The 17,887-nt window shown below is 53.3% G+C and carries 18 protein-coding genes; 9 read left to right on the plus strand and 9 right to left on the minus strand.

Annotated features, from left to right (window positions below):
• Positions 1-7 precede the first annotated feature (7 nt).
• Genes hisB through hisF form a run of 4 tightly spaced genes read left to right on the plus strand, consistent with a single transcriptional unit; the run spans position 8 to position 2,689 of the window.
• On the plus strand, positions 8-592 hold the full coding sequence (gene hisB, locus VCU37_RS05900) for an imidazoleglycerol-phosphate dehydratase HisB (protein WP_336249709.1): 585 nt from the start codon (positions 8-10) through the stop codon (positions 590-592).
• A complete protein-coding gene (gene hisH / locus VCU37_RS05905; protein WP_336249710.1) occupies positions 589-1,209 on the plus strand; it encodes an imidazole glycerol phosphate synthase subunit HisH in 621 nt (206 codons plus the stop codon). Before hisB ends, hisH begins: the two co-directional genes overlap by 4 nt.
• On the plus strand, positions 1,200-1,922 hold the full coding sequence (hisA, locus tag VCU37_RS05910; RefSeq protein ID WP_336249711.1) for a 1-(5-phosphoribosyl)-5-[(5-phosphoribosylamino)methylideneamino]imidazole-4-carboxamide isomerase: 723 nt from the start codon (positions 1,200-1,202) through the stop codon (positions 1,920-1,922). Before hisH ends, hisA begins: the two co-directional genes overlap by 10 nt.
• Positions 1,919-2,689, plus strand: a complete 771-nt coding sequence (gene hisF, locus VCU37_RS05915) for an imidazole glycerol phosphate synthase subunit HisF (RefSeq protein ID WP_336249712.1) — start codon at positions 1,919-1,921, stop codon at positions 2,687-2,689. Before hisA ends, hisF begins: the two co-directional genes overlap by 4 nt.
• Before the next feature lie 39 nt (positions 2,690-2,728).
• On the opposite strand, the gene VCU37_RS05920 is transcribed toward hisF, so the two are convergent.
• Entirely contained in the window at positions 2,729-3,406 is a 678-nt protein-coding gene (locus VCU37_RS05920) for a uracil-DNA glycosylase (protein ID WP_336250062.1), read from the minus strand.
• A 255-nt stretch (positions 3,407-3,661) separates the two neighbouring features.
• Between VCU37_RS05920 and VCU37_RS05925 the strand changes: the two genes are divergently transcribed.
• Complete coding sequence (locus tag VCU37_RS05925) at positions 3,662-6,598, plus strand: coiled-coil domain-containing protein (RefSeq protein ID WP_336249713.1); 2,937 nt, start codon at positions 3,662-3,664, stop codon at positions 6,596-6,598.
• Between the two features lie 66 nt (positions 6,599-6,664).
• On the opposite strand, the gene VCU37_RS05930 is transcribed toward VCU37_RS05925, so the two are convergent.
• From VCU37_RS05930 to VCU37_RS05960, 7 genes are read right to left on the minus strand one after another with little or no spacing between them, the layout of a single operon-like run.
• Positions 6,665-9,415, minus strand: a complete 2,751-nt coding sequence (locus tag VCU37_RS05930) for a cell wall-binding repeat-containing protein (RefSeq protein ID WP_336249714.1) — start codon at positions 9,413-9,415, stop codon at positions 6,665-6,667.
• A gap of 40 nt (positions 9,416-9,455) precedes the next feature.
• Positions 9,456-10,151, minus strand: coding sequence for a lipoate--protein ligase family protein (locus VCU37_RS05935; protein ID WP_336249715.1), 696 nt, complete (start codon positions 10,149-10,151; stop codon positions 9,456-9,458).
• A 12-nt stretch (positions 10,152-10,163) separates the two neighbouring features.
• Positions 10,164-10,445, minus strand: a complete 282-nt coding sequence (locus tag VCU37_RS05940) for a DUF3467 domain-containing protein (RefSeq protein ID WP_336249716.1) — start codon at positions 10,443-10,445, stop codon at positions 10,164-10,166.
• Between the two features lie 35 nt (positions 10,446-10,480).
• On the minus strand, positions 10,481-11,305 hold the full coding sequence (locus tag VCU37_RS05945; protein WP_336249717.1) for an energy-coupling factor ABC transporter ATP-binding protein: 825 nt from the start codon (positions 11,303-11,305) through the stop codon (positions 10,481-10,483).
• 2 nt (positions 11,306-11,307) lie between these two features.
• Complete coding sequence (gene cbiQ, locus VCU37_RS05950; RefSeq protein ID WP_336249718.1) at positions 11,308-12,093, minus strand: cobalt ECF transporter T component CbiQ; 786 nt, start codon at positions 12,091-12,093, stop codon at positions 11,308-11,310.
• 9 nt (positions 12,094-12,102) lie between these two features.
• Positions 12,103-12,420 (minus strand): energy-coupling factor ABC transporter substrate-binding protein, encoded by a 318-nt coding sequence (locus tag VCU37_RS05955; RefSeq protein WP_336249719.1) that lies wholly within the window; start codon positions 12,418-12,420, stop codon positions 12,103-12,105.
• A gap of 28 nt (positions 12,421-12,448) precedes the next feature.
• Positions 12,449-13,141, minus strand: a complete 693-nt coding sequence (locus VCU37_RS05960) for an energy-coupling factor ABC transporter permease (RefSeq protein WP_336249720.1) — start codon at positions 13,139-13,141, stop codon at positions 12,449-12,451.
• Between the two features lie 253 nt (positions 13,142-13,394).
• Here VCU37_RS05960 and VCU37_RS05965 point away from each other — a divergent pair, with 253 nt between their 5' ends.
• The 4 genes from VCU37_RS05965 (at position 13,395) to VCU37_RS05980 (ending at position 16,718) form a co-directional block, all read left to right on the plus strand.
• Positions 13,395-14,003, plus strand: a complete 609-nt coding sequence (locus tag VCU37_RS05965) for a TetR/AcrR family transcriptional regulator (protein ID WP_336249721.1) — start codon at positions 13,395-13,397, stop codon at positions 14,001-14,003.
• Between the two features lies 1 nt (position 14,004).
• Positions 14,005-15,222: an MFS transporter gene (locus VCU37_RS05970; protein ID WP_336249722.1), complete on the plus strand. Its 1,218-nt coding sequence runs from the start codon at positions 14,005-14,007 to the stop codon at positions 15,220-15,222.
• A 53-nt stretch (positions 15,223-15,275) separates the two neighbouring features.
• Complete coding sequence (locus tag VCU37_RS05975; RefSeq protein WP_336249723.1) at positions 15,276-16,115, plus strand: MerR family transcriptional regulator; 840 nt, start codon at positions 15,276-15,278, stop codon at positions 16,113-16,115.
• A gap of 105 nt (positions 16,116-16,220) precedes the next feature.
• Positions 16,221-16,718 carry a flavodoxin family protein gene (locus tag VCU37_RS05980; protein WP_336249724.1) on the plus strand — a complete coding sequence of 166 codons (498 nt, stop codon included), beginning with the start codon at positions 16,221-16,223 and terminating at the stop codon, positions 16,716-16,718.
• A gap of 32 nt (positions 16,719-16,750) precedes the next feature.
• Here the strand turns inward: VCU37_RS05980 and VCU37_RS05985 are convergent, their stop codons facing one another.
• The gene (locus tag VCU37_RS05985) at positions 16,751-17,827 is read right to left on the minus strand and encodes a threonine aldolase family protein (RefSeq protein WP_336249725.1); all 1,077 of its coding nucleotides are present in this window, start codon (positions 17,825-17,827) and stop codon (positions 16,751-16,753) included.
• Between the last annotated feature and the right edge of the window lie 60 nt (positions 17,828-17,887).

Genomic DNA, 17,887 nt, shown 5'->3' on the forward strand with positions numbered 1-17,887 from the left:
AGGGGCCATGGCTCGGACCGCGACGATTGCGCGAACAACCAATGAAACCGATGTATTCGTTGAGATTAATCTCGACGGTACCGGAAAGGTATCGGTCGATACAGGCGTACCATTTTTCGACCATATGCTGGACCAGCTCGGCCGGCATGGTCGCATTGATCTACAGGTTCGTACCAAAGGTGATACCCATATCGATGCCCATCACACGGTGGAAGATACTGGTATCGCAATTGGACAAGCGCTCTTTGCGGCCCTTGGGGATAAACGGGGAGTTGAACGCTTTGGCGATGCGACCGTGCCCATTGATGAAGCCCTAACCCGTGTCGCCATTGACCTCAGCGGTCGACCGTATCTTGTATGTGATCTTCGTTTTCCGACACCGGCTATTGGCAACTATGAGTGCAGCCTGACCCAACATGTCTTCGAAGCAATCGTGTTTAATGCACGCATTACCATGCATGTAGCGGGAATCGGTGAAGTTCGTAATAGCCACCATATTCATGAAAGCGCGTGGAAAGCGGTTGCGGTTGCCCTCCGCCGTGCCATTGCCGTCACACACGATGCGATGCCGTCTACAAAAGGTGTACTGTGAGTGTCCGGGCCCAGCTAATCGATTATGGGGCCGGGAATATCGCAAGTGCCTATCGTGCACTTGAAGCAGCTGGCTGGGATGTTCAGGTAGCGACCAAGCCTGAACCAACTGACCGCGCTGACTTATTGGTTATCCCTGGGGTTGGACACTTTGGACAATGTGCAACAGCCATCGCCAGGTCGGGGTTTGCCGAGGTGATCAATGACCGATTACACGCAGGTAAACCACTGCTCGGTATATGTGTTGGATTACAGGTTCTCTATACCAAGTCAGAAGAAGCTCCTGGGGTCCCCGGACTTGGTTTAATCCCTGGGGCGGTTGTCCGTATTCCAGATGATGGCATTCGTGCAGTTCCCCATATGGGATGGAATACGCTGAAGGTTTCTCATCCCTCGCCAGTGGTGTCGGGGATAGACAATGAATATTTGTACTTTGTACATTCCTACATGGTGGTGCCAGCTACCGATCACACCTTGGCGGTTACGGACCATGAGGGGGTCACTATTCCGGCCATTATCCAAGAAGGTCCGCTATTGGCCACCCAGTTCCATCCTGAAAAGAGTGGGGTTGTTGGCCGACGTTTTCTCAGCGATGTAAAGGAGTTGTCATGGGTTTAACCCTCTACCCCGCGGTTGATATCAAAGAAGGGCAGGCGGTTCGCCTTACCCAAGGTAAAGCAGATGAGGAAACGGTCTATAACACCAGCCCGGTAATTGCCGCCACCGCATTTGCCAATGAAGGTGCGAACTGGTTACACGTGGTTGATCTTGATGCTGCCTTTACGGGTAAACCACGTAACCGGCCGATTATTCGTGACATCATCGCCGAAACCGGCGTCAGCGTTCAAGCTAGCGGTGGGATTCGTACCCTCAATGATTTGAACGCCAGCATTGATTATGGCGCACAACAGGTTGTGATTGGCACGATGGCGATTGAAGATCCAGACTTCATTCGAGAAGCCCTTCAACTGCATGGTGACAGTATCGTGGTCGGCCTTGATGCCGAAGGCCGAACCCTTAAAGCCCGTGGTTGGACAAGTGAAGGTGGCGACCTTTTTGAGGCGCTAGACACCCTATCCACGATGGGGGTGCGCCGTTTCGTGTACACGGACATCAGTCGTGACGGCATGTTGAACGGGCCAAACCTTGACATGCTAGCCAAAGTCGCTGATGCCACTGATTCATGGATTACAGCGTCAGGCGGGGTCGCCACCTTAGACGATCTCGTTGCCTTGCGTACCGTTCATCCTCGGGTTGATGCCGTCATTGTAGGAAAGGCGCTCTACAGTGGCTCGTTCACGGTGGCTCAAGCCATAGAGGTACTTACATGAGTGTGACGGTTCGGGTTATCCCGTGTCTTGATGTAGACAGTGGTCGTGTTGTCAAAGGCACCAACTTCGTAAACCTCCGTGATGCGGGAGACCCCATCGAGTTAGCCGCCCTCTATGACCGTCAAGGGGCAGATGAACTCATATTTCTCGATATCACGGCAAGTGTTGACCAACGCGACACCACGGTTGACATGGCACGCCAGGTCGCTGAACAGCTCTCTATCCCCTTCACCATCGGTGGTGGCGTGCGTTCTGTTGCTGATGCACGCAAACTCCTTTTAGCTGGTGCTGACAAGGTTGGTGTGAATTCAGCGGCAGTCGCTCGCCCTGCACTTATTGAAGAATTACGTGATGCGTTTGGTGCGCAGGCCGTGGTTGTGGCCATTGATGCAAAACAATATTCGGATGGTTGGCATGTTGTTGTGAATGGTGGCCGTGATGACACTGGCCGAGATGCACTTGAATGGGTCCGTGAAGTGCAGGACCGTGGCGCTGGGGAGATCCTCCTCACCAGTATGGATCGTGATGGCGCCCAAACAGGGTATGACCTTGCCCTGTTGCGTGCTGTGTCTGAACACATCACCATACCGGTGATCGCTAGTGGGGGAGCAGGGTCTGTTGACCACATGATTGAAGCCGCACGAGATGGCCATGCTGATGCGGTTCTTGTGGCGTCACTATTCCATTTTGGAACCGTAACGATCGCTGAAGCAAAGATGGCAATGCATGCCGCTGGCGTACCTGTTCGTCTAGTCTCTACAACCTAGCGGCATATGGAGACACCGATGGCAACAGGTGGTGGTCGGTTATGGCAGCCGCCAATTAATCGGCGTAGCACCAAGGCGTTCTAACGCTTCATTGGCTCGAGAAAAGGGTTGAGAACCAAAAAAGCCGCGGTGCGCACTTAATGGTGACGGATGCACCGATTCGATGGTGACGGCTTTGGGGAGCCATTGACGGGCCGTTTTAGCATCATTTCCCCAAAGCATCGCTACGAGTGGTTGTGCACGCATACCCAGTGCGGAAATGACCTGATCGGTCACCGTCTGCCACCCAAGATGACGGTGGCTACCCGGTTGCCCTGGTCGTACGGTGAGCACCCGGTTTAATAGCATGACACCTTCTTGTACCCAAGGAGTCAAATCACCTGTTGCTGGTATCGGGTATCCAAGGTCATCGTGATATTCCTTGAAAATATTTTGAAGGCTTTTGGGGAGGGGGGAGACAGATGGATCTGTCGCAAATGATAGGCCGATGGGATGCCCAGGGGTGGGGTAAGGATCTTGACCGACAATAAGCACTTTCACGGTATCGAATGGAATCTGAAAGGCTGCGAAGATTTGGTTTCCCTTGGGAAGGAATGTATTTCCTTGGGCTACCTCTTCATGCAGTTTTGTTGAAACAGTTGCTAACGCATCAGCCACAGGTTCTAATGCCACATCCCAACCGGGTCCTACTAAGTGATCCACTGGTGTCCGTCCCATACCTGTAAACCCTATACCATCATGGCCGGTCTGATCAGTGGCGTCATAGTCATGATAGGTGCGGATAGAGGGCCAGTTCACCTATATACGGCGCCTCCTGGACTGAGTACGACAGCACGGTGACCTGCCATCGGTACATTTTTAGAGATTTATCGGGTGTTTCAGGTTTACTAAGCGCATTTTGGGCCGTACACCTCGTAAACTTGAGCAAACTGCGCCCCGTTTTGAGTAGGTACTGTGCCTGAAAAACCCTCTATGACGACCGCCAATCTCCCGTCAGGTGAGATTGCGGCGTTACTAAACAGCATCGAACTAAGCCGTCGCGCTGTTCAGAGCCTTTTGAATGCATCTGAACAGGTCGTTGAACAGGCCCAAGAGGCTGCTGTGCGTATTGGTGATGCGTCATCATCAGGTGCGAAACGTGTTGATGCCGGTGCACAGCGTGCGGTAGACCAACTTCAACTGGCGTTGATTGAACGAGCGGAAGAGTTTGATCGTTCAATCAACCGGGTCATGAATGACTTAGCCAGCCAGATTGATGACCAGTCTGGGCGACTGGTTCATGACAATCGTGCCGTGCTTGACGAGATTCAAGAACGTATCGTATCCAGCCTGCTTGAAGCCCAAGAAGGGATTGCAGATGTCACCCGTTCAGTACAGGCCCGAATCTGGGCAGATAGTGAACGCCTAGAGCGTCGGCTCGATGACAAAGCCGGGGCCCATGTCGAGCAGGTGACAGGTGCCACAAAAGATGCAGTTAGTCGAGTAGAAACCGCCGTAGCGGCAAGTGAACAGGCATCAGCTGATGCTGCCCTTCGCATTGGGCAAACGGCTGAACGTATCACTGAAGGGTCTCGCCAAGCAGTTGAACGCATGTTGGGCGAATCAGACCAGGTGAGTGGTCGCATAGAGGCTGCGACCAGTGGTGCAGTTCGAGAATTAAAGAGTGCAGCACGTGGGTATGCCGAACATCTGGATGCGACCGCTGAACTCATTGCCAGTCATTTGGCCCAAACCAAGGGTGCTGCCGAAGCCGTTGCTCAAATTACTCGGTCAACGGTCGATGAGACGGTGATCAATGCAACGGAAAACGTGCTTGTTGCCGTTGACCGCGTTGAAGCCGCGACCAATGAGCAGATCGACCGTTTAGTGGGCGCAACGGTAGGTCAAATTGAGGCTTTAGAAGCAATTACTCAAGGTCAAGCCGCAGAGGTCGGTGCCCTTGAAGCTCGACTCCATGAGGTCGTTTCTGAAGTCATCACTCGGATCAATGACCAGCAGGGCCATCATACGGAGACGCTTTCGGATGCGTCACGGTCGAACCATCGATTCCTTACCGAAGCGGTCGCTCAGGCCACCCGATCGTTCGCAGAATCAGTTAATGTGAATGCGAGTGCCATCGCTGATGCGATGAGTGAGGCAACTGATCAGCTTGCCGCTCGTGTGGCTGATGAAATGGCTGAATTACCTCATCAGTGGCGACGTGCAGCCTCCGATGCTGGGCGGGTCATGAGTGAGCAAACGGTTGCTGAAATTGAGCGACTTCGCACACAGATTGATAGCGCCCTTGTGTCCATTAGCCAGGCTGGTGAACGTACAGCTGGCCAGCTAGAAGCCAGTGGGTCGCACTGGACACGTCACCTTGATGAAACCCTTGATGCGCTTGTCGATGAATTAAATCGATCAGCAACGGTCACTGAACATGCGGCACGAACCTTTTCGGCATCGGTACACACCTCAATAGAGGCGGCTTCTGGCGTCTTAGGTGAACAGGTTGATACCGCTACCCAACGAATGAACACGGTGTTGGATCAAGTAACCGTGCGTGCGAGTGATGTTGCGGGTGATCAGATAGAACGGGTCACCAAAATCGCCCGTGAGCTGCGTGATACGGCCGACCGTTCCACGGAGAGTGTGCTTGACGCCTTGGGTAAATTATCTGGCCAGTCGGTTCTCTTAGATGCTGCGCTAGAACAAGCCAGCACCACCATTACGCAAGCAACGGCTGACGCCGGGTACCAGATTTCAAACAGTGTGCGTGACGCAGGGGACTATCTTGTCGCCCAATTTAAGGAAGAAGTCGCTGGTGCCCAACGGGCCATGCAAGCTGGTAGCCAGCAAGTTGCTGACCGTATGGTAAGCCAGAACCGAGATATTGAAGTCCGTATCACACAACGTGCTGACGAAATCATTAGTGCGATGGCCGAGCGTGACACCGAATTGGCCGTCTGGGCCGAACGGTTCTACGGGGCAGTGGACACGTTAGAAGGTACAGCTGACGGGTTAGCCAGTGACCGTGACGTCCTAGCCCATTTAGCACGTGATGTTCGGGCTGAAACGACAACCGCCCTTGATGTATTTACGGCAGGTCTGGACGGGGCGACTGAGCGCACGGGGGCAGCCATCGGACATGCTGCTGAACAAACCGCCGCACAGTTAGCTGACCTTGTTAATGAACTTGAACGCCGTCTTGGATTAGAGCTTGAACGCCTTGTGGCACCCGTGCGAACTCACCTCGCACAAGTGAGTGAACAACAGCGCCGACTCGCGGTGGTTATGGACCGGATGGAACAGGTCATGACCAGGCGCGAAGAGGCAATTGCGCGTGATGAAGCTATTGCGGATCGGATGCTTGAGCTTGTAGAAGATAGCGCCGCATTGGTTGAACAGTCAGTGGGGGAACGCGCAGTTCAAACGCTTGGCTATTTACAACAAGCTGAACGAACTGGTGAGCAACTCGAACTGGGTGGGCAAGAAGCAGCCAATATGTTGGTTCGCTTGACCCAAGCCACAGAACGGTTAGCTGAATTGTCAGCCACGGCAGAAGCAACACGTCAGAACTTAGATCGGACAATTAACCGAGCCCTACCCCAAACGGGAAGTGAACCCTATAGCCAACGACGAACCTGGCAACCCACCATACAAGAACCCATCATCGACTATGACGATGATGCCTACCGCATCAGTGAGCGCGAGCAGGTTGCCCGCCAACAAGCCCGACAGAGCATTCTTGAGCGCCTGGAAGCCAACAGCACAGCTCAGCAGGGTACGGACTTACGAGGAGAACTTGAACCGCGCGTCTCACAATCGCGTCAGGATGAATCCCGGCGCGTTACCCGTCCGGTAACGTCATTGCCTGGTGGCCGACGAACCCCGCCACCTCGCTGGGCTCCTCCGCGACGGTCCTCATAGGTAGAAGAGGTACACGAACCCCTTGGTCCTAGACCAAGGGGTTCGTGTTTTTAGGGCAAAACTGGCCTAGTTACCTTCACGTTGTGAAGAGGTACCAGGCTTAGCAACATCTATGGGTTCTTCACTTGGTACCGGTGCGGCTGTTGCTGATGCTTTGGTTGTGGGTTTGCTGGCGGATTCGGACGTCTTTGCCGTTTCCTCGGATGATGCAGCTGGTTTGCTGCTACTCGTATCTCGCCTGGTTGCTTTCGCAGTCGTCGGCGTCGCAAGGGGAGCACCCAAACGCTTTGTTTGGTCCTGGGCAATTTGTGCTATCGCTAACGGAATCCCCTCTGATTCGGCAACTTCATAGGCGCCACCGTCTTTAGCTGCAGGATTTGTTGTTCCTAAGCGGTCAAGAATAAGCAGTTGGGTATCTGGAATAACCTTCAATCCACCGAGAACATATAGCCTCGACTGCGCATCGGTATGTCGAGCGATCCATTCCATCATCAATGGATCAGCACCCAAGTTGGTCCCTGGAACCAAGACAAGTGGGAGGCGTTTACGGGCAGCGGTTGGTCCTGCGGCAAGGCCGTCAGGGAAGTTCTCACCCGTTGCAACAACGAGACCGTTATTCAGGTTTGTGACCTTATCGCGCATCCAATCATTCATTTGCACACTGGTTGCATAAGGATTGGGCTGGCCAATTCGTTCTGCGGTGATACCGCGAACCTTCATGTCGGTTTCAAGCTGAGGTGATAGCCGGTTGGTATCACCAACGAGGGTGACTTTCTTGATACCGAGGTCATGTAACACCTGGGCAGTTGGGGCATCAATAGTTGAAGGGTTTGTCAAGAGGATCGGGCTTTTCATTAACCCTGCGGGGCCGCCGGCCACGAGTGCGTCCGCCCATTGGTCACCTGCAACGATAAAGGCATGGTCAACGGTTCCGCCCCCTTGCCGCACCTGGAGGGCAATCGCGCGGGCCGCTTCAGCAGCGGTATCTGAACGTCCAGGGCCGCTCATACGCACGACGGTAAGTCCTGCCGCACGCAACTGGTCCTCAACCGTATTCCCAATGGCTGCCCGACCACCAAGAATGGCGACATGGGTTGCCCCAAGGTGACGGATCGCGTCCATCGTGACCTTAGGAACCTGGTCATGGTTTGAAAGCAGGACTGGACCACCCACGGCGCCTGCTAATGCGGCACCACTCAGCGCATCAGGGTAGACATCTGCTCGGGCCAGGACGACGGTCGGCGTCTTACCTTCTGAAAACGCACTGGTGGCTGCGCGTGCGGCCGTTGAGATACGTTCTGGACCACTTAAGCGGCGGACACGTGACTGGCGAGCCTTGAGTGCAATCCCGTTAGCAACGCGTCGCAATGACGAATCACAACACGGACGGTTCACAATTTGGCTCCCGACGGTCGCTTGGGTAGACCCGCCACCATCGAGAGAAACGGCGTCAACAACGCCTTTACTTGCCATATATTGACCAAGCTCGCGGATCGTGAGTCCGGCGCTGTAACCTTTTTGACGACCGTCTGCAGTGACCATCACCGTTTCGTTATTTGCGGTGCGTCCAATGGCGGTACGAGGATGACGTACATTGGAGTGGATATGGGGTTCAAACCCTTCACTCACCCAATCTGCTGCTGGGGTGACTTGGCCATTACGTAATACCTGAGGGCCCCCTGCAACTGCTGTATGCACGTGTGCCCAATCAGCAGCATGGGCAGGGTCCATAGGCACAAGCTGGGAGTTGAGATTGACTTGCTGGCCAATCTTTACTGATGCGAGGGCAGCCGCATGTTTTCCACGGGCAGTAACCAACACCTCTCCCTGACGTGGGGTGAGGGTAGCCGGCCCAGTACTGACCCCAAGCACCTCAGCGGTTACGGTGCCCGTTCCAGGCCACGCTTTTGCTTTGACTCGAATCGTCGTGAGATTGCCTGAACCACCTGGTGGTGGGGTGACTTTAACGGGGCCGCCATATGCAGCGTTATAGACGAGTACGGCATCACCAGTGTCTGTTGTTGCATCTGGGGTACGCCGCCAGTCACGGTTAATGCCCTTCACCGGGATACTGAGGTTATTAGGGCCGGTCAGCGACAAGTTAGCGGTAATTCGGTCTACCACGACGCGACCATCGTGGAGCCAGCCAATGGTGCCACGGGGACCGACCCCTTGGCTTTCCGGTTCACTTAACATCTCGCCGTGCACAATCCAGGTACCGTTTGGATTACCACCAGGACCAGACCGCCAGAAGCCACCGTTAATCATCATTAACGCACCAGACCGCTTAGCCATATCTGGCACGGTTCTCAGGCCACGCACGGTGGAACCACCTGCGGTGATCGGTTCAATCGTTACTGAGGCACCGGGAGCCACGCGAGTCAATATGGTTGCCGTAGATACTGGGCCAAGCGGGGCACGATCACGAACCATTGACACACCGGGAGCGATATTGAAACTGGCTTGAGAAAGATCAGCCGTTTCATTGGTTGATATGGGTGCCTTTTGGGCTGGTGCCGGTTGGCGAACTTTGCCAGTTGAACCGGGTTCCGGTGTAGCCAGTGAAGGTTCACCTGTCGCGGCATCAGGAGATATAGGTTCTGGTTTACCTGTGGGCTCTGGTGTTACCGAGGGGATCTCAACCGATCCAATAGGATCTTCGGTTTGCTGACTACCATCGGCGGGGAGGCCCGTACTGATGTTATCGGGGGTCGTATCGGATGCCGGATCAGCCTCAGCAGCAACGCCAGGCAGGCTTGCTACCCCGAGGCATGTGGCCAGCACAAATGCAGTGGGGAATGTGGGGAAGGAAAACATTGTCGCCTTAGCTTAAAGGCTTTTACCAAATATTACGGAATTATTTTGTAGTAAATGCTTGATTTACAGCATCAATTATGCTCTGGTCATCGACCGAACGGCCAAGCACATCATCGATACCGGTTGCCGCTGCCCAAATAGCGGATTGGGCTTCGTGAACACCCATAGCGTCAATAAGGGGGCTGGGATCCCAATGATGGGCAATACCGCACTGCACCAGGGCACCCCCACGGCGTTGCCGTTGGCTGAGGCCAACGAGTTTCTGATTGCCCGTTGCAATTTCACCTCGCCCCATGGAGGCATAGCACACTTCAGCCAGGGCAGCTTGTTCTGGCGTACCGAGGCGGGTAGCAGTGGCTGCACCTTCCCACAAGGAAAGCTCTGGGACACCAAGCATGGCCAACGCACGCAGCCAGGCTTGGCCAACTGGAATAAAGACATCCGCCAGGTGACGGCCCTGAGTCCAGGGATGGCCTGCAGGGATCACGACATCCAAACTCAACAGCCCAGGGTCAAGGCGGACTGCGCCGCCTCCGGAAGGGCGGACCACCTGGTTAAACCCTGGTACTTCATGGGCAGCTCGCTGGCCTCGACCTAACACGATGGTTGCATCAGTGGGCACGTACCACCGCAATAGCGGTTTGGGGTCATCAAGTAGTGTGGCAGAGCGGGCCAACAAGTTAACACCGGTGTCTCGTTCGACACCGGTGATAGTCCAAGCGAACGGTTCGTTCACTGGAACAGCAGTTTAGGCTTCTTCTTCGCCGTGGGCTTGGTTGTAGCCCTCAATGAGGGCCTGAAGGGTCTGTACCAAACGTGGAGCCAACTGGGGGCTCATCTTGACACGGGTGACCACGTCGACCTTAACTTCATCAGGAGCAGAGCCAGTCATGAACTGCCCAAAGTCTAAGGTGAAGTCCTGCGGAGTGAAGGAGCCGGTAACAAAGTTGGCGTAGTCCCCAAAGCGCTTGTCATCATCAACACTGACAACGATGCGGGGACGGTTCTCGGGATTATTGGTATCAGTCATGCTTTGAGCCTAACGTGTGGGATGGGTTTGGACATTTACTTGCAGAGTAGGGCACTGACGTCGTCTAAGGACCGTGGGCGCCATGACGGGTCTACCTTGCCTGCATCGGCGAGCCGTTTAGCCAACTTTAATGGCCAAGGTATTTGAAGTCTGGTCCGATTAATTAATTCTTCGTCGCTCAGCAAATCAACAGGATCACCCACAATGGTCTGTTTGTCGAGGACAATGATTGCGCGATCGGCCCATGTCAGGATCATATCTAGGTCGTGGGTACTCATTGCAACCGTTGTATTGGCGGCTTCTAGGCGTTCGAGTGCGGCCAACATTTCAGAGACGGCATCAGGGTCCATGCCGGCTGTTGGCTCGTCAAGCATCAAGATACAAGGGCGCATTGCTACGGCACCGGCACAAGCGACACGTTTACGTTCGCCATATGAAAGCTGATGCGTAGGACGTTCAGCAAGATGGGTTACGCCCATTAGCGCGAGCGCTTCTTCTACTCGCGCCCTTGCATCTTCCTCAGATAGACCCTGGTTGACTGGTCCAAAGCTGACGTCTCGATACACATCAGCACTAAAGAGCTGGTCATCAGGGTTTTGAAGGACGAGTTGCACCACAGAGCGGTGAGCATTTAATCCCTTGCTGTTGTATTTGAGTGGTACACCATCAACGAGGACATGCCCTGATTTGGGTTTAATTGCGCCCGAAAGGGCGCGCATCAACGTTGTTTTACCGCTTCCATTGGCCCCAAGGATGGCGGTTCGTTTTCCAGGCGAGATATCAATGGATACGTCGTTCAGTACTTGATGGTCGCCATGATTTACCACAATATGTTCACAAGAGAGATGTTGATGGGCCATGGTTATCCTCCCGCCATGACATAATTACTTGCCAATCCTATGGCAAGGAGTACCGCAATGAGCAGGAATGATGCGGCCACGAACCGGGGTGAATGATGTAATTTTACGCCTAATGTGGTCAGGTCGTTGACATAGCCACGCCCCGCAAGCCCTTCACTTTTACGCATAGCGGAATCAATAGATCGAACAAATGCAGTACCCATCAATGCCGAACTGGAATGGATGGTGCGTTTCCATGTGGAATGGCCAAGGCGGGCAGCTTGGGCTTCACCGATGGTGGCTACTGTTCCGGCCAGTCCAAAGATCATTTGGTACATCAGCATTGAAATATCTACTGCTGGAGCAGGAATCCCGATACGGCGCATTGCCGCAAGTAAGTCAACCATTGGGGTGGTGACTGCCAAGAGCATGAGCGACATGGTGCCAGATACCCCGTGAGCAGCGACGTCGATGGCTTTCAACAGCCCTTCTTTCGTGATGTTGATCGGACCGAGGCTTGCGATCACGGTTCCTATTGGGTTGTCCCCAAGTTCGATGGCAATTGGAATACCACCTATCAACAGGAATGTTGCGGGTGCCAGGGCACTGAGGACCACCATCTTGGGATGAAGCCGTCCTGGGCCAAGCATCAGGGCCATTACCACGAGCACGATAAGCAAGCTGGTTGGCCATGCAGGGGTTACTAAGGCAACTAATACCAGGCCTACTGAGAGCAATACTTTGTCGCCTACGGCGCGACGCCGCCAGGGGCTTGCCCAAGCGGCGTCATCAAAACCATGATCATGCATGGTTTACCTTTATGATTCCGTCTTTTTTGCAGATGGCTCCTGCTCACGACGTTGCACAGTACGACCACGAAGGTTGCCAATCATAAATCCGAATAGACCGGCACCAATTGCGGCTTGCGTTGCAAATAGCCCTGACTCGATTTCACCACTGTTGAGCTCAATCAATGGATTAAACCAAGGCTCAACACCATTTTCTTCTAACTTTTCAGTGACAATTGAGTCGGTGCCCCCAAAGGCTTCTCCTTCGGGTGCGTCGGATGTGTTCGCCATGAAAAAGGATCCTGCTGCAATGACAAAGATCACGATGATCAGCAGGACATTCGTCATGGTGCTGCCTTGAGATTGTGTGTTTGTATTAGACATTGCTCGCACCACTTTGAAGCTTCTGTTCGGGGGTCATAAAAAGACCGATACGGTTGAGCTGCGGCGCTGCAACCTGACTGAGGTACCTAAAGACAAGGACACCAATAAACCCTTCCATGATGGCCAGCGGGAGCTGTGAAACTGCGAAGATGCTCAAGAAGGTTTGTGCGGAACCCATGATGCCAGATGAGGCGTCTGGGTAGGCGATGGCAAGTTGGAAGCTGGTAACGACGTAGGTAATCAGATCAGCAAAAAACATGGCAAAAAAGACACGTACTGACCCGGGTGCAGCTTTGAGCAGCATATAAACGCCGTACCCTGCCCAGGGACCGGCGATACCCATGCTGAAGACATTCGCACCCAATGTCGTTAACCCGCCATGGGCTAACAAAATGGCCTGGAAGATGAGGACAATGGTGCAGAGAAAAGCCATAACTGGTGGCTTAAATAACACCGCCCCCAGACCCGTACCGGTTGGGTGACTAGATGATCCAGTCACGCTTGGTAATTTGATCGCGCTCAACACGAATGTGAATGCACCAGCAGCTGCAAGGAGAAGTCGATTCTCCGGGCTTTTCTGGCTTTCTTTGATAACTTCACGCGCACCATGAATGACAAATGGTGCACTGGCGGCGTACCAAGCCGCACAATGTACGACAGGTAAATAGCCTTCGGCAATATGCATAGCCGACCTTTCTGGAACGGCACATAATCCAATTCCAATGTGTATCTGATAGTACTCAGCAGGGCAGCTACTGGGGAGTAGTGGTGTTGGGCCGAACCAACTTGCATAACTGAAATTGGACCGCTGATCACTCCCTATCGTTACATGAATAAAAATGAATAGCAATCATTTATCACAAACGAGATGCGATAAATGGTGGGCCTTACTTAACTTTCTGTTGATATTTAACAAACATACATGTTAGTATGTATGTATGAAACGAACGGCAGAAGAAGCAGCTCAAACAAAACAAGCGCTCATGCGTTCAGCCCTATTCGTCTTTCAACAGCAGGGGTGGGTAGGCGCAACGTTTGAACAAATCGCTACACATGCGGGGGTCACTCGCGGTGCCCTCACCCATCACTTCAAACATAAGCAGGCATTGCTGATTGAGGCACTTGAGTGGGCCTGGAAACGCTACAGCACCCATCTCTTTGAGACGATCGAAGGGGGGAGTGCTGTTGAACAATTGACATCATTTATGAATACCTATGTTCAATTGCTCCAAGATGATGCTTGCTTTCAAGCGCTTGCCGCAACGAGTGTGCTTGTCGCCCCACAAGCCTTTGAAGTGACTGATACGAACAATCTTGATAAAGCCGACACCCTGACTGTCTGGCATGACCGTATGGTCTCGATCATCAATGCCGAACACCCTCAAACGAATCACCCCTCAGCGCAAGCTATCGCCGGCGTACTCATTGCGCTCATACAAGGGTTCACCGTTTCGGCGGCAACACGGCCAAGCGACCTTCCAGATCCTGTAGAACGTCCAGGTCTACTCCGTCAACTCATTACCGGAATCATGGGGCAGTGTGATTGATATGACTTCACGTACACAACCTGGCAATAGGCATGAACCGGCCAGTACCACCAAGCCTGTACACGCCTTGATTGTGGCGATTGCCGCCATTTTTACTGATATGCTCCTGAGTGGGCTTGCAGCCCCAATCTTGCCGCTTTTGCCGACCGTTGTTGATGCGGGGCCAGGATGGGCTGGCGTTCTATTTGCCTCTTACGCATTCGCTATGGTGATCGCAACCGTGTACGCCGGTTGGATGGTCGATCGGTATGGACCGAAAACACCGTTATTAATCGGACTTATCGGCATGGGTCTCGCCACGTTCTGTTTTGCACTCGGCGAACCGTTCTCTCTCTTACTTATCGCCAGGTTGGCCCAAGGGTTCTCCGGCGGTATTACATGGGTGGCTGCCCTCGCGCTCATTGCAGCTACAACACCGTTACAACGTCGTGGCTCGGCCTTTGGTATTGCCATAGGAGCGAGCTCATTGGGGTTTTTAGTAGGGCCACCGCTGGCTGGGGTGATGGCCACAGTATGGGGGAGTGGATCACCATTTATCTTCGCTGGTTTGATTGCGATTATTGATGGTATCTTGCGCATTGTCCTGGTCAACGGCGTTGAGGTACCTGAGGATGACACAGGCGGGCCATTGGCTGTTCTCCGTGTCCCTGGGTCTTGGTCAATCATCATGATTGTGATCTGTGGGGCTGCACTACCAGCGTCGATTCAACCGGTGTTGCCACTTCATCTCCACATAGATGAACTTACCGTGGGCATGTTGTACGGCATCTCAGCGATAGCCGTCCTGGTCTTTAACCCACTTGTTGGTTGGTTGACCGCCAAGGTACCGGTCAAATGGCTGGTGGGGTGTGGCGTGGTGGTGAGTGCCCTCGCCTTAGGTGTCCTTGGGTCAGGAACCGGGATTTGGGAAGTTGGAATCGCGATGGTCCTTGTCGGGTTATCAGGCGCACTATTGCTAACTCCGGCAACAACCTTGATCAGTGAGCAAGGAAAACACGCTCAACCACCAACACTGGGAGGAACATTCTCCCTCAATAACCTGGCCTATGGTGTTGGTATGGTGCTGGGGCCACTTCTCTCAGGCTTAGGTTCTCAAGACACGGGATATTTCTACGCATTCTTAGGAACGAATGTGGTGATTACGGGCATCGGTGCCGTGGCTCTTTTCCGTCTTCCCCGATTAGCACAGTCACCATTGAATAGAGTGCACGATCAGTAGTTCTTCAAAAAAGTGGTTGACCCTACGCCAACGTCAGGGTTCACAGTAGCGTCATGGACGATTACTGGATGCCACCAATTCGCTACACCCGCCAGCGACAAACAGAACAAGGGTTGAGCGTCGGCCAAACGGCGAATGCGGTTGGGGTAACCGTCCGTACCTTGCACCACTGGGACAAAATCGGTCTGGTACGACCGAGCTATCGCAATCCCAATGGCTATCGCCGTTACACCGCAACGGATATTGCTCGTATACAGCGTATTGTCATTTACCGTGCGCTCGATGTGCCCCTTGATGAGATTCGACAGCTGCTTGATAGCCAAGCTGCGTACTCACCAAAAGCTGCACTCGAAAAACAACGCACGCGAGTGGTGCAAGAAATCAAGCGATTGAAGCAATTGAAGAAAGGGCTAGAACGCATGATGAATGCACATGAACAAGGCTGGACGTTGACACCAGAACAACAAGCCTCCCTGTTTGGCGAGGATTGGGACCCGAACCTGATGACTGAAGCACACGAAACGTGGGGTGAAACGCCACAGTGGGCTGAATATATCGAAAAGGCACAAGGACGCACGGTAGAGGAGTGGAAAACCCTGGTAGACGCTGCGCGTGTACTTGAACGCAAACTCGTTGAGGCCTTTGATCGTGGCGTTGAACCTGGAACAGAAGAAGCAAACGCCCTTGCCCAACGGCATTTTGAACAATTCGGTGATTATTTCACTATTACAAGAAATATGCATGTCGTTCTCGGGCGTATGTATGAACAAGACCCGCGATATGCGGCGTACTACAACAAGATTCGTCCTGGGTTGGCCTCGTGGCTCCGCCGTGTCATAGATGCATCAGCTCGAGCACAAGGTATCGACCCAGACCAGGCTACCTGGGCGTAGTCTTCATCGACCTTTTACCTGCTGTATTCATTCACACACGAAAGTACGTTCTAGAGTCAACATGACTTTCTTTATTTACCCAATGCCGTACAGGAGCGTAGTGCTATGAAAGCGTTAATCGTGTGTGAATCATGGTTTGGCAATGCCTACACGGTGGCTGAACATATTAGTCAAGGGCTTGGTGCCCAAAAGATTGACACGGCCATCGTGCGGGCACAAGATGCCCCAGATGTGGTGGGTGTGGAATATGACCTCCTCATTGTGGGTGCCCCAACCCATGGTGGAGGACTCTCAACGCCATCTACCCGTGCGGATGCCATGAACGAGGGCGGAGATACTGGGGACATGGGCGTTAGTGAATGGCTGGATACAGTCACCATCGCTGAAAGTGTGAATGTTGCTGCCTTCACCACAATGGTCGATGATTCAGACACCGATCAAACGGCTGCCCACGCGATCGCTATCCGTATTTCCGAACGTTTTCCTGGCAAGTTTGTTGAGCTCAACCGATTTCTGGTTGAAGAATCACATGGTCCCTTAGCTTTTGGAGAAGGGGAGGCCGCAGGCACCTGGGGGCATTCTTTAGCTAATAGCTTGTACTAGGTCATGACCGCTCTGCAGAGGGGCCACGTCCCCTATAATTCGTTGTGAATATAGGTGGTGAGGTGGCTTTTCATTGCGGTGGTGAAGGCATCAATATCGGCTGGCGTATGGGTAAAGGAGGTTACGAGCCGAATGACACCTGGAGCCCAGTGATCGTCATAGAACGTAAATCCATCATGGTGCATGGCCGCTATCACCGGGGTTGGAACTTGACAAAAGACAATATTCGCTTGTGGGTCTCCGATAATGCTGATACCCGCTGTATCTGATAAGGCGTCACGAATTCGAGCAGCCATCGCATTGGCTTGGCGGGCATTGTTCAGCCACAGGTCATCGGTGATATAGGCCGTTAACTGGGCTGCTTGGTAGCGCATCTTTGAGAATAGATGTCCACCGCGTTTGTGGCGGTAAGCTAAATCCTTCTTGAGTGTGGGGTCAAAGGAGAGGACCGCATCAACGGTTGCCGCACCGTTCTTGGTGGCACCAAAGGCCAATACATCAACACCGGCTTTCCACGTCAATTCTGCAGGGGCGACATTCAGCGCAGCTACAGCATTGGCAAAACGCGCACCATCCATATGCACACGTAGTCCGGCTTCATGTGCAATGGCACACAGCTCTCGAACTTCCTCAACGGTGTACACACTCCCCGTTTCTGTTGGCTGGGTAAGACTGAGGACTGCCGGTTGTACACAATGGATATTGCCAACGCGATCACGAACCGCATGGCGGAGAGCATCAGGATCAATCTTTGAGTTAGGTCCATCGACCAGCAAGATTTTTGCGCCATTGGTATAAAACTCGGGGGCGCCTGCTTCATCATTTGTAATATGCCCGTCTGGATGGCACAACACGGCACCCCAGGGTGGGGTAAGGACCGATAGGGCTAACCCGTTGGCGGCCGTTCCTGTTGCCACTGGGAACATATCGAGTGGATGATCAAACAAGGTGGCCAGCGCGGCCTCAGCCTCGGCGGTGTAGCTATCTCGTCCATAGGGTGCAGTGTGTCCGCCATTTACGCGGGCCATCGCAATGATGATGTCAGGTGATACCCCTGCAGAATTATCAGAAATATAGGAACGTAATACAGGAGAATCACCAAATGCCATGAGCAGGCAGTCTATCGTGGCCCTCAGATGATGTAACGGATGGTCACAGGTGGCCGGTCA

The organism is Stomatohabitans albus, assembly GCF_036336025.1.
Classification (GTDB): domain Bacteria; phylum Actinomycetota; class Nitriliruptoria; order Euzebyales; family Euzebyaceae; genus Stomatohabitans; species Stomatohabitans albus.